Origin of the sequence: Microcoleus sp. B5-D4 (genome assembly GCF_036705145.1) — a bacterium.
Lineage (GTDB): Bacteria > Cyanobacteriota > Cyanobacteriia > Cyanobacteriales > Microcoleaceae > Microcoleus.
The window spans coordinates 1-21,884 of sequence record NZ_JAUBTV010000002.1; the positions used below are offsets into that span (position 1 = coordinate 1).

At 46.3% G+C, this 21,884-nt stretch carries 21 protein-coding genes; 5 read left to right on the top strand and 16 right to left on the bottom strand.

The genetic code is table 11. The features are described from left to right. Nucleotides 1–316: 316 nt before the first annotated feature. On the bottom strand, nucleotides 317–652 hold the full coding sequence (rpsF, locus tag QUB10_RS00945; RefSeq protein ID WP_015176119.1) for a 30S ribosomal protein S6: 336 nt from the start codon (nucleotides 650–652) through the stop codon (nucleotides 317–319). A 66-nt stretch (nucleotides 653–718) separates the two neighbouring features. On the opposite strand from rpsF, the gene QUB10_RS00950 reads away from it, so the two are divergent. Then, entirely contained in the window at nucleotides 719–1,585 is an 867-nt protein-coding gene (locus QUB10_RS00950; protein ID WP_333153068.1) for a carbohydrate ABC transporter permease, read from the top strand. A 65-nt stretch (nucleotides 1,586–1,650) separates the two neighbouring features. Here QUB10_RS00950 and QUB10_RS00955 read toward each other — a convergent pair whose 3' ends face one another. From QUB10_RS00955 to QUB10_RS00985, 7 genes are all read right to left on the bottom strand, one after another. Further along, a complete protein-coding gene (locus QUB10_RS00955) occupies nucleotides 1,651–1,986 on the bottom strand; it encodes a hypothetical protein (RefSeq protein WP_333198667.1) in 336 nt (111 codons plus the stop codon). A gap of 104 nt (nucleotides 1,987–2,090) precedes the next feature. Beyond that, a complete protein-coding gene (locus QUB10_RS00960; protein ID WP_333198669.1) occupies nucleotides 2,091–4,646 on the bottom strand; it encodes an HDIG domain-containing metalloprotein in 2,556 nt (851 codons plus the stop codon). A 429-nt stretch (nucleotides 4,647–5,075) separates the two neighbouring features. Continuing rightward, nucleotides 5,076–6,224: an ADP-ribosylglycohydrolase family protein gene (locus QUB10_RS00965; RefSeq protein WP_333198671.1), complete on the bottom strand. Its 1,149-nt coding sequence runs from the start codon at nucleotides 6,222–6,224 to the stop codon at nucleotides 5,076–5,078. Nucleotides 6,225–6,528: 304 nt separating this feature from the next. Next, the gene (aroQ, locus tag QUB10_RS00970; protein WP_138920973.1) at nucleotides 6,529–6,969 is read right to left on the bottom strand and encodes a type II 3-dehydroquinate dehydratase; all 441 of its coding nucleotides are present in this window, start codon (nucleotides 6,967–6,969) and stop codon (nucleotides 6,529–6,531) included. A gap of 112 nt (nucleotides 6,970–7,081) precedes the next feature. After that, on the bottom strand, nucleotides 7,082–7,219 hold the full coding sequence (locus QUB10_RS00975) for a hypothetical protein (RefSeq protein WP_333153076.1): 138 nt from the start codon (nucleotides 7,217–7,219) through the stop codon (nucleotides 7,082–7,084). Between the two features lie 299 nt (nucleotides 7,220–7,518). Next, the gene (locus tag QUB10_RS00980; RefSeq protein ID WP_333198673.1) at nucleotides 7,519–8,775 is read right to left on the bottom strand and encodes a competence/damage-inducible protein A; all 1,257 of its coding nucleotides are present in this window, start codon (nucleotides 8,773–8,775) and stop codon (nucleotides 7,519–7,521) included. A 97-nt stretch (nucleotides 8,776–8,872) separates the two neighbouring features. Then, nucleotides 8,873–9,928, bottom strand: a complete 1,056-nt coding sequence (locus QUB10_RS00985; protein ID WP_333198675.1) for an MraY family glycosyltransferase — start codon at nucleotides 9,926–9,928, stop codon at nucleotides 8,873–8,875. A gap of 128 nt (nucleotides 9,929–10,056) precedes the next feature. Here QUB10_RS00985 and QUB10_RS00990 point away from each other — a divergent pair, with 128 nt between their 5' ends. Beyond that, complete coding sequence (locus QUB10_RS00990; RefSeq protein ID WP_333198677.1) at nucleotides 10,057–10,245, top strand: hypothetical protein; 189 nt, start codon at nucleotides 10,057–10,059, stop codon at nucleotides 10,243–10,245. Nucleotides 10,246–10,384: 139 nt separating this feature from the next. On the opposite strand, the gene glyA is transcribed toward QUB10_RS00990, so the two are convergent. After that, on the bottom strand, nucleotides 10,385–11,668 hold the full coding sequence (glyA, locus tag QUB10_RS00995; RefSeq protein WP_333198679.1) for a serine hydroxymethyltransferase: 1,284 nt from the start codon (nucleotides 11,666–11,668) through the stop codon (nucleotides 10,385–10,387). A 168-nt stretch (nucleotides 11,669–11,836) separates the two neighbouring features. Between glyA and QUB10_RS01000 the strand changes: the two genes are divergently transcribed. Continuing rightward, nucleotides 11,837–12,034 (top strand): hypothetical protein, encoded by a 198-nt coding sequence (locus QUB10_RS01000; protein ID WP_006631916.1) that lies wholly within the window; start codon nucleotides 11,837–11,839, stop codon nucleotides 12,032–12,034. Nucleotides 12,035–12,263: 229 nt separating this feature from the next. Further along, on the top strand, nucleotides 12,264–12,737 hold the full coding sequence (locus tag QUB10_RS01005; protein WP_333198680.1) for a Tic20 family protein: 474 nt from the start codon (nucleotides 12,264–12,266) through the stop codon (nucleotides 12,735–12,737). A 420-nt stretch (nucleotides 12,738–13,157) separates the two neighbouring features. On the opposite strand, the gene QUB10_RS01010 is transcribed toward QUB10_RS01005, so the two are convergent. The 7 genes from QUB10_RS01010 to QUB10_RS01040 form a co-directional block, all read right to left on the bottom strand. Continuing rightward, nucleotides 13,158–13,523 carry a hypothetical protein gene (locus QUB10_RS01010; protein WP_333198682.1) on the bottom strand — a complete coding sequence of 122 codons (366 nt, stop codon included), beginning with the start codon at nucleotides 13,521–13,523 and terminating at the stop codon, nucleotides 13,158–13,160. Beyond that, on the bottom strand, nucleotides 13,520–13,852 hold the full coding sequence (locus QUB10_RS01015) for a DUF433 domain-containing protein (protein WP_333198683.1): 333 nt from the start codon (nucleotides 13,850–13,852) through the stop codon (nucleotides 13,520–13,522). Before QUB10_RS01015 ends, QUB10_RS01010 begins: the two co-directional genes overlap by 4 nt. Nucleotides 13,853–13,974: 122 nt before the next feature. Then, nucleotides 13,975–14,745 carry a fumarylacetoacetate hydrolase family protein gene (locus QUB10_RS01020; RefSeq protein ID WP_333198685.1) on the bottom strand — a complete coding sequence of 257 codons (771 nt, stop codon included), beginning with the start codon at nucleotides 14,743–14,745 and terminating at the stop codon, nucleotides 13,975–13,977. 120 nt (nucleotides 14,746–14,865) lie between these two features. Continuing rightward, on the bottom strand, nucleotides 14,866–15,522 hold the full coding sequence (locus tag QUB10_RS01025) for a 5-formyltetrahydrofolate cyclo-ligase (RefSeq protein WP_333198687.1): 657 nt from the start codon (nucleotides 15,520–15,522) through the stop codon (nucleotides 14,866–14,868). Nucleotides 15,523–15,842: 320 nt separating this feature from the next. After that, the gene (locus QUB10_RS01030; protein ID WP_333198689.1) at nucleotides 15,843–17,021 is read right to left on the bottom strand and encodes an ATP-binding protein; all 1,179 of its coding nucleotides are present in this window, start codon (nucleotides 17,019–17,021) and stop codon (nucleotides 15,843–15,845) included. Then, entirely contained in the window at nucleotides 16,999–18,273 is a 1,275-nt protein-coding gene (iscB, locus tag QUB10_RS01035) for an RNA-guided endonuclease IscB (protein WP_333198691.1), read from the bottom strand. The genes QUB10_RS01030 and iscB overlap by 23 nt, the downstream gene beginning before the upstream one ends. A gap of 238 nt (nucleotides 18,274–18,511) precedes the next feature. Next, the gene (locus QUB10_RS01040; protein WP_333198693.1) at nucleotides 18,512–18,844 is read right to left on the bottom strand and encodes a hypothetical protein; all 333 of its coding nucleotides are present in this window, start codon (nucleotides 18,842–18,844) and stop codon (nucleotides 18,512–18,514) included. Nucleotides 18,845–19,057: 213 nt separating this feature from the next. On the opposite strand from QUB10_RS01040, the gene QUB10_RS01045 reads away from it, so the two are divergent. Next, nucleotides 19,058–21,307, top strand: coding sequence for a dynamin family protein (locus QUB10_RS01045; protein ID WP_333198695.1), 2,250 nt, complete (start codon nucleotides 19,058–19,060; stop codon nucleotides 21,305–21,307). Nucleotides 21,308–21,884: the final 577 nt, after the last annotated feature.

A 21,884-nucleotide genomic window follows, 5' to 3' on the forward strand; every position in this document is an offset into this window, starting at 1 on the left:
CTTAACCCTAAGCGTGGCTAAGTTAGGCCTGTTTACATATTGTTACATAGCTCGGTTTAATCCCGCTTACCTACTTATAATTTCAATTAACATCAAGCCCCGCCCCTAAAAAACTATGCTTTACCCACAATCCCAGAGATCCCCCTAGCCTCTTGTTCAGGAGGATGCCAGGGGGAGCGAAAGGCTCTGACGTTAGTTTTTCAAGTTGTGTATACAGCGTAGCCCTTAAGAAAGGCGTGCCGGGGCCCAGAAGTAAGCTGCCCTAATCGTCAAACAGTAGACTGGTACTACATAAGACGTTAAGTTGACACGATCGCTACTCGGCGACTTCAGCTTCCGCTTCCGCTTCAGGTGCATCTGGCACATCTTGCTTGATAGTCAAATAGCGAATCACTTCTTCGCTCAGACGCATCGCGCGCTCCAGGGTAAAAATTGCAGCGCCCGGAGCTGTATAGTTCATTTGAACGTATACTCCGTCCCGGTGCTTGCCGATTTCGTAAGCCAAACGGCGCTTGCCGCGGTGCTGAGTTTCGATGTTTTCAGCACCTTGATCGCGCAAAATAGTTTGATATTTAGCGATCGCCTGGTCTGTCATTTCTTCACCCAAATCAGGGCGCAGAATGTACATAGTTTCGTAAATAAACGGTTTCATGGCAATAATCCCCTTATGGACAACAAGGCTTCTCACGAAGCAAGGACTTATCATCATATCCCAACAATGAACAATCTCAAAACTAAAAAATCAAATTCCCCAAACCACACTCCATCGCCGTGGAGCACCCTGTGGACGTACAGCCTCATGAGCGCGATCGCACTTTTAATGCTGTTTCCCTTGCTGTGGCTGCTCAGTACCTCCCTCAAATCCCCCAACGAAAACATCTTTCAATTTCCCCCGCAACTGTGGCCACAACAGCCAACCCTCGAAAACTTCATCAAAGTTTGGCAAACCAACCCCTTCGGCCGCTACCTGTTCAACAGCACCCTAATTGCTGGCCTCACAGTTAGCATCAACGTCCTCTTTTGCGCCCTCGCCGCTTACCCCTTAGCCCGACTAAAATTTCGCGGCCGCGAAGCCATCTTAATCACAATCATTTCCACAATCATGATTCCCTTCCAAATAGTCATGATTCCCCTATACATATTGACAGTACAACTCGGACTAAAAAATAGTTATTTAGGCGTAATCTTTCCCGGACTAGCCTCAGCCTTCGGCATATTTTTATTACGACAAGCATTCCTAGCAGTTCCCAAAGAACTAGAAGAAGCCGCCCGCATTGACGGCTGCAGCGAATTAGGCATTTGGTGGCACGTCATGATTCCGGCAATTAAGCCAGCTTTAGTCACTTTAGGAATTTTCGTATTTATCGGTTCTTGGAGCGACTTTCTGTGGCCACTGCTAGTTTTAGACAGGCCGGAATATTACACTTTACCTTTAGGGGTAGCCAATTTAGCCGGGACATTTTCTTTGGATTGGCGTTTGGTGGCGGCGGGTTCTATTATTTCTATTGTTCCAGTTTTGGGACTATTTTTGGTCTTGCAAAAATACATTGTGCCAACAGAAACTGCTGCGGGAGTCAAAGGATAGAATCAATATAAAAAATCTGCGTTTATCCGCGTTCATCTGCGGTGAAAAATTAAAATCTTTTGAACTCACAAGTCACAAAATTTATTTGTGATGTAGGAACGGCCAGAAATCCGCTGGATTGTTGACCGCGCTGGGGTTGTAGATACTATCATCGCTTTTGCAAATGCGATCGATGCCCCAGACTGGCAAAAATTGCGATCGCACCTAGCCGGCGAAAGAGATATCGACTCTTCGGAATTTTGAGGAATCAAACAAACTGTGGTAATTGTCAGCGACAATCCTGAAGTGGGGAGCATCTCATATTTGTAAAAACACTTCTTCTGGCTCCTTCCTTCTTCCTCTTTCCTCCTGCCTCCTGCCTCCTGCCTCAAAACTCCTATTTCTAGCTTAGCTGCTTTCATTGAGATGCTCCCCTGAAGTGCATGGCGCTTTGCGGGACAAATCGCCATGAAATCTCATTCACAACTGAAATGCCAACTAATTTTTCATAACTAAAAAAATTCGCCTACCTGGGAGTGAAAACTGCACTAGGGTAAGCAATCCGCTTGTGATTGAACTGTTCCCAAACCCGCACAAAAATCTCCGCAATTAGAGACATATCCTCCCGCGTTAAATCCGAATCAATCAACTGATTATCCTGCCAGCGAGCCCTCAAAATCTTATTAACCATATTCAAAGCCTCTTCATGAGTAGCATCCTTGAGCGATCGCAAAGCAGCCTCGCAAGAATCCGCCAGCATCAAAATCCCGGTTTCCCGCGACTGCGGAATCGGCCCGTCATAGCGAAAATCTTCCTCCCTCACTTGGCGACTTGCGATTGTTAACTTTGAATTATCCGCATCTGGCAAAACCATCTTTAAATCTTCTATTTCTTTTGCAGCAATTTGCTGCGCTTGGTGGTAGAAATAAGCAATTAACATTGTACCTTGGTGTTCTGGAATAAACGCCTGAATTGCTTTCGGCAATCGATGCTTCCGCGCCATTACCAAACCCTCGGTAACGTGCTTTTTAATAATCTCCGCGCTCGCCCAAGGGTCATTAATTTCATCATGTTTGTTGGCCCCGCCCATTTGATTTTCACAAAATCCGAGCGGGTCGTGCATTTTTCCAATATCGTGGTATAATGTGCCAGTCCTGACCAGCTCAACATTGCAGCCGAGTTCCCGGGCCGCAGCCTCCGCCAAACTCGCCACAAACAGCGTGTGCTGAAAAGTCCCCGGAGCCTCGGCAGCCAATTTCTTCAACAGCGGGCGGTTGGGATTGGCAAGTTCCGCCAGCCGGATCGGGGTAATCAAGTCAAAAACGTGTTCCAAATAAGGGCTGATGCCGATCGCCACAACGCTCCAAGCCAAACCGGCCAAACTTTGCGCGCCCACAGTACCGAGCACGACGTACCAAATCGCACCAGCAGCCGCGCTGGCAATCAAAGTCCCCACCAGATAAACCGTGCCCTGAGCCAAGCCGACAGCCACGCCCAAAAGAGCTAATTCCTCGCGCGATCGCAGCCGCCCGGCCATAAAAGCGCCCAACAATCCCCCCGCCCCGCTAGCCACCAAATGAATCAAGTCCACATTTAAGCCAACGGGCAGCAGCGCCGACAGCAGCCCCACCACAGTCACTCCCACTGCCGAACCGTAGAAGCCGCCCGCTAAAATCCCGATCGCGGGCAAACTCGTCCAAGGCAGCCCCAAACTCACCAGCACCGGCGCGCTCAAAGTCAGCAGCAGCAATAGCAAATGATCTCTGCGGCGCAAGCGGTAGTGCCTTTCCACCAGCAGTACGATCGCAATTGCCCCCGCCACTAAACAAACAAAACCCGTCAGCCCCAGCCAATTCACCCCCCGCCGGCTTAAACCAAAATAGTCCAGCAACACGAAATCTTGCTGCGAGATCTCTTGTCCTTGGGCAACAATTATCTCGCCCTGATCTACTGCGATCATCACCGGTTTCACCTTTTGCGCCGCTAATTCAGCTAGCTGTTTGGTTTCCTCGCGATCTCTCACCAGATTTGGCTGCAAAATCGCTGTTAAACCCTCCACCGCCAAAGCTTGGGACTCTAACGGCACTTCATCTGCCACTTGCAGCTTCACGGCTTCTTTCAAAATTTCTTTTGGCAACCCCTGCGGGATACCTTGAGCCACCATCCTTTTTGCCGCCCGACTCATACCGGTTTGGGTTTTCTGCCAAGCTGCCTCCGACAAATCAAACAGCGAAGTATCGTATATCTGGGGGAGCCCGGAAACCGACGGTTTTTCCAGCGCCTCCACAGCATTGAGATACCGCTGGCGAGCAGAGGAAATACTGTCTGTCAGGCTTTGAAAGTCGGCTGCCCGGATCGATCGGCTGTAAGCTTGCAGTTGAGCGATAGCATCTTGCTGAGACTTGTTATCTGTTGCCGCAGCAATTGCCGGGGAATCCAAACTCAATCGCTCGGAAGTTGCACTTTTGTCACCTGCTTGCGCCACAATAGATCGCCACTCCCACTCAGGACAGCCCCGCAAGTAAACCTGAGCGGCATTTGAGATCACCGAGGGACTCGCAAACGGAAACGGGCCTACCGCCTCCCGTAGCTCGCTTCCCTGCTGCAAAAATTGTTGCAATTCTTGATAAATTTGTCGATCGACCGCCGAATCCAGCATTAATATCGCTACAGCCCCTATCCGCGCTGCTTTCCGCTGTTCTTCAGTAGTTTTGTAATCGGGGATGCTAGCAGTAGCAGGAGCCTTAATCGTCTGAGGAGCTTTCGTCCCCACATCCAGTTTCGGCTGGTTGTAGAAGCGGTGGCCCAGAGTGCTGCTTAGGGAAACTACCGCTACCAGCGCCAACATAGGGGAACGAGCTTGATTTTTGAGGCTTGATTTGGAGGTTTTACTTGTAAATTTAGTAGTAAAAGTCTCGGGAAGAAGCCATTTCTGGCGCGACAAACGGCTCAGGAGAGGCCCGCTAGTGCGCTCGGTATCTGCTTTGCTGTCGCCATTTTGCACTTTAGCAATGTGTTGGCGCAGTGAGCGCGCAGCCCCTAGCTGCTCAATCTGCCGCATCAATGAGGAGAGCGTATTCATTTGTGTCGAAGATATATCACTGTTATCCAGCAGCTTTGTCAGAATTTCTGACTGTGCATCTTGATTGAGTTTATCCGAACTAGCGTGGCTCTATATTCAACGCCCCAGGCTACTTTGCCTAACTATCGCCAGCAGTTGGGTTTCTTGACTGTGGCCCACAACGCAAGAAGCTTATTTCCTTCCCTTGTCCATCTTGAACAGAACTCGCGCGCGAGGGCTAAAAACCCGGTTTATCGGTAGATTCTTCGTTGGCTAACCCCATATTCTCGTAAAAACCTGCTTTTTTGGGGCAAGCACGTCCGTCCTATTTAATTTTTTACTTTTTAATCTTTAATTGTCGCTCTCCTTCGGCTTTCGTTTTTGACTTGTTAATTGCTAATTTCTCATTGCTAATTTATCCTTTCCCCTCCCTGTTAAAAGCTCCAAACTTTATATTTTACGAGGTCTAATGACATAAGGTGCCGCCACCGATCGGGCTAGGGCTGCGGAATCCAGTCCGGCATCTGGGCTGTAAACTCCTGCCCAAACAGCAAACAGGTTATTTGCTAACTCTACAATTTTTACATCGCTGCCAGTTCCCCAGAGCGAGGGTTCTCGGCCCTCAGCTAGCTGCAGCGAATTAACCTCAGCCGAAGATACCTGTCGCCATTCTACAGGAATCCCAGCAACGCCGTTATAGGCTCCAGACAAAGCTCCTGTCAAAGCGCAGGTTATTTGTCCGGCTATACCACAGCGGGCAGCACGCACCACTGACAAGCGCAAGTCTTCTGGGGTGTTCAAAAAGCAGTAGAAAGCTAAGGCAATGGGAATGAAATTTCCAGGGTTGACAATTAACTCGGTGTGTAATTTTTTTTCACCTTCGCCCTGTCTTTCTCGAAAAGCTGTGGCGCTTTTGCACAGATGAGTGGCGGCTGTTTCTAAATCGGCTCCCTTTTCTAGTAGTATTTGCACTTGCAGCAGCAGCTCTGTTAAGGCATTATCTGTTTTCAGGTAGGCAAGTGTTTGCTCGATCGCTGTCGCGGGATCAAGTCTTTCTTTGAGAGATCGGGCGATCGTAAATGCTACTGCTAAAATTGCTGTTTCCCATTCTGGCTGGTTTTCGTTGTGCCAAACCTCTATCGCCAGCATGATTTTTTCTCGCAGCTTGGCTTTATTTTCGTGAAAAAACATCGCCGATGGCAGCGCAGCAAGGGCAGCTTCACCAGGGTTAAGTAAGGTTGGAAACTCACTGTTGCGGGGATGGTAGATTTCCGACTTGGCAAATGCTTCCCAAGTATCGCGCCAATCTTTTAAATCTAAACCCCTACACCGAATTAAACTTTGAGCACACGCTACCGCAAGTCTCCCGGATGCGGATGAGTCTTTGCCACTTGGGATTTTACTGTTGACAGAATTCAACGCCAATGTTGCCCCTCTTAGGGTCAATTGTTGGTGTTTCGTCAGTTGTAAAATCGGCTGCAAGTCTTCTGTTTGGGGGGAAATACCCACGAGTTGCCTCTGGTATTGCAGGCCTATAGAGTCTCCTAAAACTGCCCCCAGGATGGTTCCTTGAAACTTGCTCAACAGGGAATGCCGCATTTGAATTTAACTCTAGTTGTTAGTAATTGGTAATTTATAATTTATAATTTTTTCTGGTATCCTTTTTTGCCAAAGTCGGGAGCATCTCATATTTGTAAAAACACTTATTATGGCTCCTTCCTTCTTCTTCCTTCTTCTTCTTTCCTCCTGACTCCTGACTCCTGGCTCCAATTTCTAGCGGAGGGCTGCATAAGTGAGATGCTCCCCCAAAGTCTTGTGATTAATTTGAATTCAACCCAAACATATAAGGGCTGGTTTTCCATCTAAAACCTGCCCTCATCCGATCGCTACCATCGGTAAATTTCTAATTTTTAATCAGGTAACTAACTAGAGCTTGCAGCCCCAGCCGATAACTTTCTGAGCCAAAACCGCTGATTTGCCCGATCGCCACCGCTGCGATAAACGAGTGATGCCGAAAAGCTTCCCGCCGGTAAATATTGCTCAGATGAACTTCTACCGCAGGGATATTCACCGCGGCGATCGCGTCTCTAATTGCCACACTCGTATGAGTATAAGCTCCAGCATTAATCAATAAGCCTTGGTGCTGCCCTAACATCGAGTGAATTGCATCCACCAACACCCCTTCATGATTCGACTGCTGAATTGAGACTTGCACCTGGAGGGCTTGCGCTTCTCGTTCTAGCAACTTGTTGATATCATTTAAAGTCGCAGAACCATAAACTCCAGGTTCTCGCTGACCCAATAGATTCAGATTAGGGCCGTGAAGTACCAGGATATTTAACAATTTTAAAATTTCCAGCGCAACTAAAATTATGAGAGTTTTGACATGGGATTTACAACCAGTCTGCCACCTCAAACGTCAAACCTTAAACCTCAAACTTCTAATTCAGTCCCGACTACCTGCGATTCCTGGGTTGGTTGACAGGAATACGAATCGGTTCGAGTTCCGGTTCAGGATCGGGACTCAGCAGTCCTTCTATCAGCTTGCGAACCCATTCTTTAATTTGTTCCAGCACCTTTTCAATGTCTTCCATTGAACGGATAGCTCCTTTTTTTATAGTCTAGATTGCTAAACCGACGGCTAAATATCTGAAAATAAGCAAGCACGACTTTGAAACCAAAGGTCAAACTTGCTTTCTCGCTTGCTGGATATTTTGAGCAATGGAGAGAGTCAGTATATTGGCCAATCAGTCCTATCTTATTATCATAACGAATCTTTACAGATAATCAAGAGGCAAAAGGAAAATTGCCGAATTATATCGGAGTAGAGAGTGTTAAATAAAACTTAAGCTTACGGTTTACTGTTGACAATTGACCAATCGTAGGATTTTTTCTACGCTTTTGCCAACAATAATTTACGCCGGAGGCGATCGAGCGCCGTACAGCTACTCAGATTCCGAATCCAATCGCGGCCTCTGGCATCGCCAAAACGGTATTCAAAACTTTCTGCGGATCCGTGGGGGCCCGCTAAACCAACATAAACCAGTCCGACAGGTTTAGCGTCTGTGCCGCCTCCGGGCCCGGCAATGCCTGTAATGCTCAATCCCCAATTTGTCTTGAGGCTGGCGCGAACTCCCGCAGCCATTTGTTTTGCCACTTGGTGGCTGACTGCCCCAAACTCGGCTAAATCTTGCGGATTAACACCTAATAATCCTTCCTTAACCCGATTGTCGTAAGAAATAATCCCGCCTAAAAAGTAGCTCGAACTGCCGGGAACACCAGTCAGCATCGCCCCCAATCCACCTCCCGTGCAGGATTCAGCCACGCTAAGAGTTTGCCCCGCATCAAGCAACAATTGGCCGACAGTGGAAGCGAGGCTATCGCTATCAGCACCGTAACAGTCCGAGCCGGCAATTTGCCGCAACTGTTGTTCGATCGGTTCAATCAAATTTTTCGCCGCCACGGAGGACTCCGCGCGGGCCGAAATCCGCAGTTTGACTTCGCCGTGATTGGCGTAGGGAGCCACAGTAGGATTAGTTAAATTCAGAAAACTATCTACTTTTTCCGCCAATGCCGACTCAGCAATGCCCCAAAATTTCAATGTGCGGCTGTAAATAGTTTCGCTGCACCAGCCACCATTTTTCAGGTAAGGAACGGCCGTTTCTTGCCACATTAAGTGCATTTCCGCCGGTACGCCGGGAAATGTCATTACTGTCACGTTAGAAACCGGCTGCCAAATAATGCCCGGTGCAGAACCGCTGCGGTTCGGCAGAATGTCCGCAGTTTCTGGAATTAAAGCTTGTTTGCGATTGCTGGGACTCATGGTGCGTCCCCGCTGGGCATATTTGTATTCGATATCTGCGATAATTTCCGGCTTTTCGATGAGAGGAACCCCAAAAAAATCGGCGATTGTTTCGACTGTGAGGTCGTCTGGTGTGGGGCCCAGGCCTCCGGTAAAGAGCAAAAGCTGCGATCGACTGACGGCGATTTCTAACACTTGTTTGATACGTTCTGGATTGTCCCCCACCACTGTTTGATAGTAGTGAGGGATTCCCAGACTCGCTAATTCTTTGGCTAAAAACTGGGCATTGCTATTAAGAATATCGCCTAACAGCAATTCAGTGCCAACACAAATAATTTCAGCAACCATTCAATTTTAGATTTTAGATTTTGGATTTGCGATTGGGGAATTAATTGGGGAATGACACCAATCAACAGTCAACAGTCAACAGTCAACAGTCAACTAACTATCGAGCGTGTCTCCAAACTTTCCAGCTAGCATATCCCAGCAAACTGGTTGCACCCATAGCGTAAATTACGCCGCTGGGAAGCGAAAAAGCTAGGGCTAAACTTCCCACCCACAGTGTCAGTGAGTAAATAAATAAAACCGCAAATCGATGGGATAGTCCGGCTTCTAGAAGTCGGTGGTGGAGATGGCGCTTGTCAGCAATAAACGGTGACTTGCCGTTGCGAAGTCGATCGAGAATCACCGCCGACATATCTAAAATCGGTACAGCTAAAATTAAATATGGCAGCAACACAGAAGTAACAGCCGTAGTTTTAACTAACCCAATTACTCCCACTCCAGCGAGAGTAAACCCGATAAAATAAGCCCCGCCATCTCCCATAAAGATTTGAGCCGGATTGAAGTTGTAGCGCAGAAATCCCAAGGCCCCGCCAGCTAAAGCCGCTGCAATCAGGGCCGCCGCCGGTTGGTGCATCGCCAGACTGACAATCAGCATCACAACTGCTGCAATCCCTGAAACTCCGGCCGCTAAACCGTCTAAACCATCAATCCAGTTGATGGCGTTGGCCATGCCGACGAGCCAAATTACGGTAATTGGCAAGCTCAGCCAGCCAATATCAGTCAGTCCCAAGGAGGGAACTGTGAGAAACTCAATTTGTACGCCTGCCATCCAAACGATGCTGGATACGCCAATTTGCATGAGCAAGCGTTTTAAGGCCGAGAGCGAAAATAGGTCGTCTGCTAAACCGATGAGGAAGAATCCGATGCCGCCGAGGGTGACTCCCCAAATTTCGTATTCGTCTTTGGGATTGAGAACTTGTCCGTTAGCATCAATGAAGCCTCCTGAGAGCCAGACAAATAAGAGGGCAGTGATAGTGCCGAGAAAGATGGAGACTCCTCCCAAGCGCACCATCGGGCGCTTGTGGACTTTTCGCTCGCCTGGCCGATCGACTCGCCCGCTTTTGAGACCAATTTTTTTGACTATTGGCGTACTCCAGAGGACGACGATCGCAGAAACCAGGAAAGCGAGTATGTGGTACAGATACTGGTACGGCATCTGAAATCAATTTTAAATAGTGCGGGGCAATTAGGCTGTCAGGCAGAGTCTACTACATTTCAGATGGCTTATAACAAGGAAACATCTTGAAGAGTGACTGGGGGTTTGGGAGTCGGAGATTTGCCGCAATGGCAGTTGCCCTGGGGCGAATTGTCAGGTTGTTCATTCATAACTCTCGAATTAACGATTTGAAATATCGACTTTTTCGCGAGCAAAAAAGTCGATATTTGGCGAGCGGGCCCAGCCCTAGCGGTATCTTTCGCAACCGACAAATACCGTTAGTCAAACCAGCCCCGCCCGACAAATATCTTTACTAAAAACCGTATTGGCGATCGATATTTTTGGTGAAAACAGCTTGTCAATATCGCTACCGGCAACTCTCAATCTTTTCCTGCTCTTTATACCCTTTTACCCGTACACTTCCAACTACCAATTCCCCATTGCCGATCAGGAAAATTAAGCTAATGCCGGCACTTTCAAGTACAAGTGGGGATATAAGGGGAAGCGATCGCACAGTGCTGCTACTCGACGCAGGCAGTCGGCTGCGACGCTTTCATCATCTGGATTTAGCAGGCGATCGGCGATAATATTGCCAATCTCGGTAAATTCTGCTGTTCCCATTCCCCTGGTGGTCATCGCCGGCGAACCGAGTCTCAAACCGCTGGTGACAAAGGGCGATGCCGGATCGAAAGGCACGGTATTTTTATTAGCAGTAATATTCACACCGCTGACTAATTGGTCGGCTCGCTTGCCTGTCATGTTTGCCGATCGCAAATCAACTAGCATTAAGTGATTGTCCGTGCCACCGGAAACGAGTTTTAAACCCCGCTGCTGCAACTGTGCAGCTAAAGCGCGCGCATTTTCAATTACTTGACCGGAATAAGTTTTAAATTCAGGCTTTAATGCTTCGCCGAAAGCTACTGCTTTGCCCGCAATGACGTGTTCTAAGGGCCCACCTTGGGTGCCGGGGAACACTGCTTTGTCAAATTTTTTACCTAATTCCGGGTCATTAGTCATAATCAAGCCGCCACGGGGGCCCCGCAGGGTTTTGTGAGTGGTGGTGGTGACTGCGTGACAGTGGGGGAGGGGGTTGGGGTGATGCCCTGTGGCGACTAACCCGGCGATGTGGGCGATGTCGGCGAGCAGGTAGGCTCCGATTTCGTCGGCGATCGCTCTAAACTTCTCAAAGTCGATAATTCGCGAATATGCTGAATAGCCACAAATTAGCAATTTCGGTCGGTTTTCTTTGGCGAGTGCCAAAATTTCGTCATAGTCAAGCTGTTCTGTTTCTTGGCTGACGCCGTAGTGAAAAGCTTTGAACCATTTGCCGGATACGTTGACCGGCGAACCGTGGGTCAAGTGTCCGCCGTGGGACAAATCCATGCCCATAATTCCGTCTCCGGGTTCCAGCAAGCTCAAAAATACTGCAAAGTTGGCTTGAGCGCCGGAGTGGGGCTGGACGTTGGCGTGAGCGGCTCCAAATAGCTGTTTGGCACGATCGATCGCAATTTGCTCGATGCCGTCAATAAATTCGCAGCCGCCGTAGTAGCGTTTCGCTGGCAGTCCTTCGGCGTATTTATTGGTCAGCACTGAGCCTTGAGCTGCCATTACCGCTGCCGAGGTAAAGTTTTCGCTGGCGATGAGTTCTAGGTGGTCTCGCTGCCGCTGGAGCTCTTGCCCGATTAAATCGGCAATGAGCGGATCGGTTTTGGAAAGGAATTCTAAGTTAGAGTCCGTCACAATAATCAACCTCTTGAGAGTTTTGGGATTGGGAATTGGGGATCTTATACCGTACTACGGATTTCGCACCATTGACATAAATATTACGTTGTGTTCAGGTTAAGCGGTTTGTCCCCAACTCCTGACATACAATGAAATTACTGGTGTGAAACCTGCCGGAGGTATCAAATGTTAGTCATTTTAATGGAAAATCAGATGCTTGCCCCTCAGTGTGTTTGCCAAAGTTGTTTGCTGGCCGATCGCACTGGACAACCGCGCTGGAGCGGTGGAGAGCTTCGCTGTGGACATCCAGTTGCTAAACCTACGGAAAATTTGCCCGATCGGTACGAGTGTCAAATGGGCTTCGTCATTGCCAATATTAAATAATCATCGGCCAAATAGGGCATGGGGCATGGGGCATGGGGCAAATAGGGCATGGGGCATGGGGCATGGTGACTATTAACCCGATTCGATCTAAGTTCCCCTGCATCTGGTACTTGAGGCTGCTATCGGCCCACAAATGAGCAAATTCCGGGCGAGTCGGAACTGAGCCTGCTGCGTTATGCTGATTTTAATAGGAATTAATAGTTCACCGATCGACTCAGGAGAGTTCATTATGACTTGGCGCGGGTCTACAACTGTTCCAGACCGGATTTTTGCTTCTTTGCCTTATTTGCTCCCGTTGGTTGACGGGCTTGCCTTTGGCAGGTATCTGTTTGCACAGTTTCCTGTCTTGCAACTGTTTTTTGTCCCGCTCGCTCCTTTGCTACAGATTTATAGTTTGCCCTTCGCTAGCTTGATTATTTTCTTTGCCCTGTATTTAGGAGTAGTTAGAAACGAAAACATCAGTCACTTCATTCGTTTTAATGCGATGCAGGCGATTCTTTTAGACATTGTTTTGATGCTCTGCGGTCTGGTTTTGCCGATTTTTTCTAACGGCTTACAAGTCGCATTTATTGCGGAAACTCTGTATAACATGGTGTTTTTGGGCGCTTTTGCTGCATTTGTCTATGCAGTCGTGCAGTCGCTTTTGGGACGCTATGCAGAGATTCCTCCGCTTTCGGATGCTGTTTATATGCAGGTACGTTAGTCAGGAAAGCAGTTGGTAGTTGGTAGTTGACAGTTGTTAAGCTGTTCGGCATTTAAAAGAAGATAGTAGGGTGCGTCAGTACAGAAGTGTGTCCCAAGTCGGCGTAAGTGTTCGCGCCTGACGCATCTTACCTGGATAGTGAATGGTTTAAATGCGTAACAGCTTAGTTGTTATCCCTATGATTGTCAAACTGAGGTGAAATCTCGATAGGGCGTTGACTGTAGCCTCGCCAAATCGTTCATTTTGCCGATCGGGAAAATCATAGGGTTTATACCAAATCCTGGTAACATACCCCCTTTATTTCTCTTCTAGCTTCTACCTTCTACCTTCTGCGGTCAATCCGTTACATCCGTTACATCCGTTACAAAATCCGTTGCCGAACTTCCTTATTCCTTCTACTTATCAATGAGACAAAATTATTCAAACAATCTCTCGCAGATGAACTATTGGATCTTGATATTCATCATTAAAAGATGCCTCAGCAATAAAAATTAATTGCCGAATATTTTGTCCAATACTCAACTTGGAATTGAGGATAAAAATGCCCGGAATATGATGACCTTCAGCCAAATGGTCTGTCAAATGCACGGGCATGGATTTACGATTATTCGTCACCAATATAAAGTTATATTCCTCACACCATTTAATAATTTCTGGATCTAAAGTTCCCCGACTCGGAGCTTCTGGTTCGCCTACACACCAAATTATCAAATTTGGATTGCCTGTAAGGATTTCAGCTTTATAGGTAGGATCTACATTTTCATCCAACAGATAATTGAGACTCATTGATGATTTGTTGGGATTTTTTTTTCCGAGCTCAGTTTTTGCAGTCTAACAATACCAAGTGGAGGGTTAAGTTCTTGTGCTTTCAGTTGCTGATGGCTCCACTCCAACCAATCAGCAATGTAGTTACTAACGGCTTCTTTATTGTGCAGATAGTAAAGGATAGTAGCATAAACTTGTTCCAAGTTAAGAGATGGATAAGTTTGAGCAATTTGTTCAGGAGTGCGCGCGCGATGAATGAAATCATATAGAACAGTTTCAATGCCGATTCGCGTCCCTTTGACCCGAATATCATCTGGCCGCTGAAAGTCAAAATAGTCTTCGAGTTGCATGGGCGAATGATCCTATTTCAAAGTTGGTGAAAATTGACGGGCTAATTGATATTATACAGCAGATTCCAAGCCCTCCCCGTAGGGACAAAGGCTTTCGCCGTGTCCTCACAAATAACCCATAACTAATGAGTGACAGTATTTTCAAGACTGCCGATGCCTTCAATTTCGATGCGGACTCGATCGCCTATTTGTAGCGGCCCTACTCCTTGTGGCGTTCCAGTCAGTATCACATCGCCTGGAATTAGGGTCATTACTTGACTGATGTAGGAGACGAGAAAGTCTGGCGAAAATACCATGCGATCGATCTGGGATGACTGTACGGGTCGATCGCTCTCATTGACAAAAGTCTGCAATTGTGCAGCAGGACTCAATTCGCGGACAATCCAAGGCCCCAAGGGACAAAAAGTATCGAACCCTTTGGCCCTCGCCCACTGGTTGTCCCGCTTTTGCAAATCTCTGGCTGTTACGTCATTGGCGATGGTATAGCCCCAAATTTTGCTGTGTGCTTGTTCGGGAGTGCAGTTGGTACAATGTTCGCCAATTACCAGGGCCAATTCTCCCTCGTAATCTACCCTTTCCGACTGCTGCGGATAGCGAATCGCTGCACCTGCAGGGATGACAGCACTCGGAGGCTTGAAAAACAGCAGGGGTTCTTCCGGTACTGGGGTTCCCATCTCGGCGGCGTGATCGACATAATTTTTGCCGACGGCTACAATTTTTGAGGGAGAGCACGGGGCGAGAATTTGGTAAGTATCTGGTGAAAGTTCCAAATCGGTTGGTTGTCCTTTTAACCAGGGCGGTGCATCAAATACTTGAACGCTGTGGCCCAGTTGCAGTAAACCGTAATGGATGTGTCCTTGTGTTGTTTTAACTCGAACGTAGCGCTGGGCCATAGTATTTTAGATTTTAGGTTTTAGATTCTAGATTCAAAAAGACTTGTGCAAGTCCTAAATAGAATATATATAAACATGGATCTAGGGATAATTTCTGAAAATTTATTGTTCGATCGACCTTTAAGATTTTTGCTGTATTATTTTTAACCCACTTTCCGTGCACATTCCGCGCAGCGGTTTGTCCCAGGAGTCAACGGGTAGTTGGGCCAGCAAGGCAAATTCAAAGATTGTGGCGATCGTAACTTTTGATTCCCACTCAGCTAAACTGAGCATTCGATCGTAATAGCCACCGCCGTAGCCCAAGCGATAGCCGCGAACATCGCAGCCTACTGAGGGTACGAGCATTAAATCTACTTCTGAGTGGTCTATTTTAGGAGCATCCGGCAGTGGTTCGAGTATGCCATAAGCTCCAGTATGTAAAGCATCTCCGGGCTGCCAGATGTGCCAGGATAGCTCTTTGCCGACACAGCGGGGAAATCCCCATTTTTTAGGGGTGGGAATGGCATTTGTGGGACAGGCATCTTGCCTGTCTCCAGAATTGAGCAGGCAAGATTCCTCCTCCACAGAAGATGTAAATAGGGGACTTAAATCTGGTTCTTGGCGACAACTGAAGTAGGCGAGAATTGTTTTTGCTTGGGTGAATAGGGGCGAGTTTTGCAGGTGATTGCAGAGGCTCGTGCTCTTTTGTCTCCATTCTTGTGCTGATAGGGATTTGCGAGTGTTGAGGAGCGATTTTCTTAATTCAGTTTTAGTTAATGAAGGTTCAGCAGTATTCATATTTGCGATCGAATCTCTCGTTTGACTTCCAGTTCGACAGGGGTTAAAAACCCCTGTCTCACAGCGAAAGTCCTCTAAAAGAGGACTACAATTAATGGCATTTTCATTACACTCTGTAGTCGGTTTTAACTCACATCTTGCACCATTCTCAAGAACGGGCAAGATGCCCGTTCCACAAAGAGTGAATTTTCTTGTGGAACAGGCATCTTGCCTGTTCCTAAACAAGTAATTGAGAATGGTGCAACATATCAGTTTTAACCGACTTTAGCTTTGAGGCAGGGGTTTGAACCCCTGCCGGACTGTCGGACTGTGGGAAAGTATCAACAAACTGGATTTGATATTACATATTGTCTCACCACAGGACAAAGATTGAATAGCGTTTCATTCTCCTGTTCTTCTATTTCAACGAACGATCGCCTCCCCAAAGATTGCAGCCCGTCGAATAAGTCTGAGGGCGAGAAATCGGCATCTTGTAGCAATTGCTCTATTGAAACTAAATTTGCTTCGCGACTGAGCTGGGAGATTAGCTTTTTCTCTAATTCTGACAAACGATTTATCTGCGGGTGCAATGTTGCTGCCAATTCTTCCCCTAAGAATAGCATATCATATTTCAAAAAATATGCAACCCGGCCTCGGAATATTTCCTGAATCGTGGTGGCGACTATTTTCAACCACAATGGATTGCCTCGGTAGGTGTTAATTAGGTTTTCCCATGTTTCGGGATTGAGTAAACTTTTTTGTCGGAAAATTTCGGCTGCTGCTGCACCTATGCCTTTGAGTTGTAAGCTGCGAACTGGTGAATTTTCTCCTTTTAACGCGGTAATTTCTCTGGGTGGTTCCCAACTATTGAGAATTAAACAACTGTTGTGGGTTGTTTCTCCGATTTGTCTGAAGAAGATGCTGTAGCTTTCGCATTCTGGGCGGTAATTTCCTGCTAGTTGTCCGCTGCTGAGAATGGTTTGCACGTCGTCGAGGATAATGAGACAGCGGTTTTTTCGCAGATATTCCATTAACAGGGAAAGTCCATCGGGAAAGTTGGTAGGGAGTTCGATTTCGGGTTGATTTAAAAGAAATTTTAGGAGATTTTTTAGGGTTGTTTCTAAGGGTGGGGAGTGGCGGAGACTTCGCCAGATGACGTATTGAAAGTTATGCTGAATTTTTTGAATGAGGTGGAGGGAAAGTGCGGTTTTGCCGATACCGCTGAGTCCTGATATTGTTGCGAGGGTGCACTTTTCTTGGACGATCCATTTTTCCAGGGTGGCGAGTTCGGATGTGCGATCGGACAATGATGAAATATGAGGTGCGTCTGCTAAGTCTAGTCTGGTTGGGGGTTGGGAGGTGTCTGAGGTGGGGGTTGAGGGCGATCGGGTTTTTGGGATTTCGGGAGCTTGCAAACTATTATCACCAGAAAACGAGCGAGAAGCCCCTGGCTTTAGACATGGGGAGGAAAGCGGCTGCGACTTCAGTCGCCTTGAATTAAAATCCATAGGAATAGCCATCTTTTTTGTGAATAGATTTGCAATATTTATGACTAATTCCTGCTACTCTTCCCGTCGTTGTGGCGATGTCGAACGAACCGGATGCGCGGCAAAGAATTCGTCCCACATAGGTGCCGACCTTCTTGCCTGCTGTGACGGTAGCGCTGACAATATCGCCAGTTTGAAAACCGAAATGGATTTGCTTTCTCGACTTGTGACGAATTGGGAAGCCAAACTTATCTGTGCCGCACATTTGTCGAGTACCGTGTCCTGCTGCCTTAATTAGCAGCGGTTGAGAAGTCAGCACTTTTAATTCTTCGACTTTGCCTACACAAGCAGCATCTAACCAGTAAGTTTTAGCTAAATTTAATCGAGTGCGGTTGAACTTTGTTAGACCACCACTGCCTGTAGAAACAAGCAAGCCATTCATACGAAGTCGGTTAAATAACGCCCAGCGAGTTGAATTGACTGCTGCTGCGTCTTTTAAAGACCGCTTTGCTTGAGATAGAATTCGCTTCAAAATCTCTGGCTTTTTGGAGAGGAATTGCTCAATATCTTGAGTTCCCTTCCGAGTATTACAATTTTCGCAAGCAAGGCAAAGATTAGAAATACGATTAGATCCGCCTTTGGCTTTGGGATGAATGTGTTCGACTTGTAGCGGTGTATCCGTAACTCCACAATACGCGCACTTCCTATCCCATTTATTCAACAAGTATTCGCGGATTTCGTAACCACATAAAACGCCTTGCTGGTACTCCAGTCCACTAATTTCTGGATTTTCTAGTCGTTGTAAGTCGAATCGCACAAGTTCTTGAGCAATAGAACTAATGGGAGCGACTTTCATTAATCTAGTTACCCATGTCAGGATTGTTTCGACACGATGTTGCAAGCTTGGAGCCAGCCATCCTTTAGGGCAAGTTCTATTTAGAAATCTAGCCTTTCGATAACGAGTATGGCGATTTCTCCTGCCTCTACGCAGTGAACGGCGAGACTCCAAACAGGCTTTAATTGATTGACCTCGGTGAGTTAGTTCTGCACCAAAGATTACGTTTTCTCCTTCGACTAATGCAATGCCCGTGGTTTTGGAGCCAGGATCTATTTTAAGAGTGATGGGTTGTTGGGATACCGTTACCTCTACTTTGAGAATTAGCGTGAATGGATACCTTTTGAAAACAGCAGCTTTGCCAGTGGTTAGCAATTTACGAGCCATTCCTGGGCGGATTGGATTGAGCGGTCGTTTTTGGGTATCAAGTACAAAAACGAAATTAGACATAAAGTCCTCCATTGCTGGGTAAAGTTCGCTTCGAGAATGTTTTATGAGCTTGTTGTGTCAAAAGCACTGGTTTAACCCCGTTAAGCCTGTTTAACTTTTGGCGATAGAGCGGAAAACTAGCGTCGCATTCTCCGGTATCATGACTCAAAAAACGGAGGTCTAATCCTGTCTCTGGTAAGGTTCGAGCTTTCTTCTTGAACCGCTCGGAACGAGCCGGACTTCCCAAAAGCCCCCGCTTTTAAGCGTGGGGTTCCTTACAGACATTTACATTACCAATCTGTAAAGAATTTTTTCCATAATTTGAAAAGTAGGCAAATTGCGACCTCTCCAATGCCGACCTAAAATTTAATTTATTGACATTTTCACCTAATACATCTGAGAGTAGTTGCCATAATTCCGATGCGACATTTCTGACATGACCTTCTGTGCAGTGAGATTCTTCTGCAATTTTAGAGTATCTTTGACCTTTCCATACACCCAGCAGGATAGCTTTTTGCAGATCCTCCAAATGTTCTCCCGTCTTGGCGAAAACCATGTCATCGGCAAATCTCAAGACTTCTTGAACGTTCATTAGTCAGGTAGGCGTGAAAGTTTTGCCTATTTTATCATATTTTTTATGACATTTTCTGACAAAGATGACACAATCTGACGTTTTCTGACAGAGCGATCGTCTCAATTGCTGATAAAATTTGACATTTTATGACTCCGATAAATTCATAATTAGAAGATAATTATAAAAAACAAATAACTTCCTGTGGATTAAACTAGCGGGTAGCAGAATGCTATGAACATTAATTTTAGACGCTATCGGGAACAAAAAGGTATCAGTCAAGAATCAGTTGCCACCGGGATCGGAATTTCTGTAGATCAGGTTAGACATTATGAGCAGTTCCCTGCACAAGTTCCGATGGGAATGGCAGTAAAATGGCTGCTAATATTAGGTGAAGACATGGCAACTGCCATGTCACAGGAAATACCTCCACTCCCAGGAATTGAACCAGGCAGTCCCTACGCTGAACTTTATCGCCGACTAAATTTACTTAATCAGTATATCGATGAAAATTCTTTTTTACCTTGGCTAGAATTGCCAACGGAACTACGTAAACCTAACGCTCTGCAAGAACAAATTAACCAGTATTACCAAAAACCAAATGTTGTCTTGACAGGAGCCTTTGACTCTGGCAAATCCTATCTTGCTAATACTCTTTTAGGCCAAAAAGTATTGCCAACAGGCTATCAGCCTGCAACAAGAGTCATTACCATTGTTTGTCATGTGGAAAGTCGCCCCGAATGGTTTGATGGAAACGTGGGCATTATTGATGAGAAATTTTGGCAAGATGAAAACGGCAAGCTAAATTTTGACTTCCTATATTTAGAGGATAGGGAGCGTTGTCAGAAGCATTTTTTGCAATTCGGCTCCTTTGACCTGCTAGAAAAATATGGCGTACACCAATATGATGACTCTGACGACAGCAATGACGGCGGACATACAGCTATAGTTTATGTAGATGCTCCTTTGTTAAGAGGGTGTAACCTGATTGACCTTCCCGGTTACTCTGATAAACAAGATGAAGTATCAAAGGATGTTGAGAAAGCTAATAGTGCCACCAAGATTGCTAATGTCTTGCTTTATGCTTCTCCTGCCAAGGGTCACATCAATGGTCAAGATATGGTGCGGCTTCGGAATTTGCTGCGTTTGTTGCCGACCCCAGAGAATGAGTGCAACGACTTTCCGACGCTAGGCAATTTCTTTATTGTGGCGACACACGCAGATCCGAGTATCCCTGACGATGAGCTTCCCAAAATTCTCAATAAAGCTTCAGCCAGACTGTATAAAGAACTTGATGAAACTGCTATAGAGTTTCGTCGGAAGCTAACAAAGCGGGATATTACCAAGGAAGATGTGCAAAAGCGTTTCTTCACTTTCTGGTCAGAAAAGCCGGATCGCTGTCAGCGTCTCTTTGATGATTTAACTCAACTCCTCTGCGAGACTCTTCCTAAACCAGTCATCTCTCGTATCGACCGCGAAATCAATGCCGTCAAAAAGGACAAAAAACAAGAATACGCTAACTCGATTGAGCAATATCAAACAACTGTTGCCAAAATAGAGGAGTATCGAAAGGATCTTGACAAAGCGGAAAAAAATGAACCAGAACGTCAGCGAGAAATGCGGCAAAAACGCAGTCAAGTGAGCAAACAAATTAAGGAATTAGAGAAAGATACCCGCCAATCATTTCAGACCTATGCGGCAAAAAAGATCGATGTAGAGTTTATAGAACAAATGATTCGCCAGAGATACGACAAACAGAAAGAGGCTCAAGAATACGCTCCCGGTTATTTAGTCGATCTGCTGCAAAGTCATTTAGAAAATCGGATTAGTGTCAATTCTGAAAAACTCAAGGCTGAGATTGACGCTTTTCTAGAAAAATACCCAGTGCCTAAACTTCCCAACAAAGATGGAATAGTAGTATCTATTCCCTTCGATACAAAAGGAGCTTTTCTTGGTGGGATAGCAGGTTTAGGTACTTATGGTGCCTTAGCCGCTTGGGCAGCAGGCCTTGGCAATCTTGGCAGCTATATCTTAGTAGCGAAATTAGTCAGTCTTTTGTCAGCACTTGGTATTAGTATCGGTGGTGGCACGGCAACAGTAATTTCTTTCGTAGCTGCGATTGGTGGCCCAATAGTTCTAGGGATCGGTTTAGCTGCTGGAGTGGCTTCTTTTGTGTGGAGTTTATTTACGGAAGCTTGGCAGAAGCGGTTAGCAAAAGAAATTCACCAACAATTCAAAAAACAGGGTGTTGTTGATAAATTCTTAGGAGGAATCGACCAGTATTGGCAAGAGACAGCCACAGCCTTTGATAAAGGTGCCGACGCAGTTGAAGCAAAATGCAAACAGTATCTCAAGCATCTGCACGAAATTACTTCAACTGATACCCAGTCAAAAGAACGAATTGAACAGATTATCATAAATCTGGAGAAACTCAGGGTTTTTTTCGCCAACATTCCTTGGGATACCCAGGGAGAATGTTTGTAAAAAAAACCAGCGGTTCTCGTGGCAAACCACCCAAACCCAATAAAACGACGTATTGAACGGCTGGCGGGGTTGTCACCCCACCAGCTTTTTTGTCAGATTGTAAAAATTTGGCACTGTTACGACATTAAAAACTTCCCACGCCAATTCCCAAGAAATTATCATATCTTGAACACTAAACCTATTGCAAAAGTAATTTGAACCGGAGAACCTGCCCCTGATGCCGCTCGATTGGTATGATTTCTTAGTTCCCCTCTGCGACGACAAGAGGCAAGTGTAATAGCGGTTTTCACTGCCGACTATTGTCAGTGAATTATCACCCAAATTTGTATAATTTCTTAGTGCCAGAAGGCGGACTGGTTTGTGTAGGATAGGTGGCAATCGCCGACTCTTATAAATGAGGTTTCTCACCCGCATTTAGTATTATATCATGTACGATCGAGCGATTAAAAGGGCGGGTTTTTGAGATTGTCAATTATTGGCAGATATTTTTCGTGAACCCGCCCCTACCGTATTAGGGGTAATCGACCGGAAATAATATTATTCCTAAAAAAACCCGGTTTCTTGAAGAAACCGGGTT

Excerpts from the sequence above, each read along its gene's own strand:
- rpsF (WP_015176119.1), bottom strand. The coding sequence starts at position 652 with ATGAAACCGTTTATTTACGAAACTATGTACATTCTGCGCCCTGATTTG.
- QUB10_RS00950 (WP_333153068.1), top strand. The coding sequence starts at position 719 with ATGAACAATCTCAAAACTAAAAAATCAAATTCCCCAAACCACACTCCA.
- QUB10_RS00955 (WP_333198667.1), bottom strand. The coding sequence starts at position 1,986 with ATGAAAGCAGCTAAGCTAGAAATAGGAGTTTTGAGGCAGGAGGCAGGA.
- QUB10_RS00960 (WP_333198669.1), bottom strand. The coding sequence starts at position 4,646 with ATGAATACGCTCTCCTCATTGATGCGGCAGATTGAGCAGCTAGGGGCT.
- QUB10_RS00965 (WP_333198671.1), bottom strand. The coding sequence starts at position 6,224 with ATGCGGCATTCCCTGTTGAGCAAGTTTCAAGGAACCATCCTGGGGGCA.
- QUB10_RS00975 (WP_333153076.1), bottom strand. The coding sequence starts at position 7,219 with ATGGAAGACATTGAAAAGGTGCTGGAACAAATTAAAGAATGGGTTCGC.
- QUB10_RS00980 (WP_333198673.1), bottom strand. The coding sequence starts at position 8,775 with ATGGTTGCTGAAATTATTTGTGTTGGCACTGAATTGCTGTTAGGCGAT.
- QUB10_RS00985 (WP_333198675.1), bottom strand. The coding sequence starts at position 9,928 with ATGCCGTACCAGTATCTGTACCACATACTCGCTTTCCTGGTTTCTGCG.
- QUB10_RS00990 (WP_333198677.1), top strand. The coding sequence starts at position 10,057 with ATGGCAGTTGCCCTGGGGCGAATTGTCAGGTTGTTCATTCATAACTCT.
- QUB10_RS01000 (WP_006631916.1), top strand. The coding sequence starts at position 11,837 with ATGTTAGTCATTTTAATGGAAAATCAGATGCTTGCCCCTCAGTGTGTT.
- QUB10_RS01005 (WP_333198680.1), top strand. The coding sequence starts at position 12,264 with ATGACTTGGCGCGGGTCTACAACTGTTCCAGACCGGATTTTTGCTTCT.
- QUB10_RS01010 (WP_333198682.1), bottom strand. The coding sequence starts at position 13,523 with ATGAGTCTCAATTATCTGTTGGATGAAAATGTAGATCCTACCTATAAA.
- QUB10_RS01015 (WP_333198683.1), bottom strand. The coding sequence starts at position 13,852 with ATGCAACTCGAAGACTATTTTGACTTTCAGCGGCCAGATGATATTCGG.
- QUB10_RS01020 (WP_333198685.1), bottom strand. The coding sequence starts at position 14,745 with ATGGCCCAGCGCTACGTTCGAGTTAAAACAACACAAGGACACATCCAT.
- QUB10_RS01025 (WP_333198687.1), bottom strand. The coding sequence starts at position 15,522 with ATGAATACTGCTGAACCTTCATTAACTAAAACTGAATTAAGAAAATCG.
- QUB10_RS01030 (WP_333198689.1), bottom strand. The coding sequence starts at position 17,021 with ATGGCTATTCCTATGGATTTTAATTCAAGGCGACTGAAGTCGCAGCCG.
- iscB (WP_333198691.1), bottom strand. The coding sequence starts at position 18,273 with ATGTCTAATTTCGTTTTTGTACTTGATACCCAAAAACGACCGCTCAAT.
- QUB10_RS01040 (WP_333198693.1), bottom strand. The coding sequence starts at position 18,844 with ATGAACGTTCAAGAAGTCTTGAGATTTGCCGATGACATGGTTTTCGCC.
- QUB10_RS01045 (WP_333198695.1), top strand. The coding sequence starts at position 19,058 with ATGAACATTAATTTTAGACGCTATCGGGAACAAAAAGGTATCAGTCAA.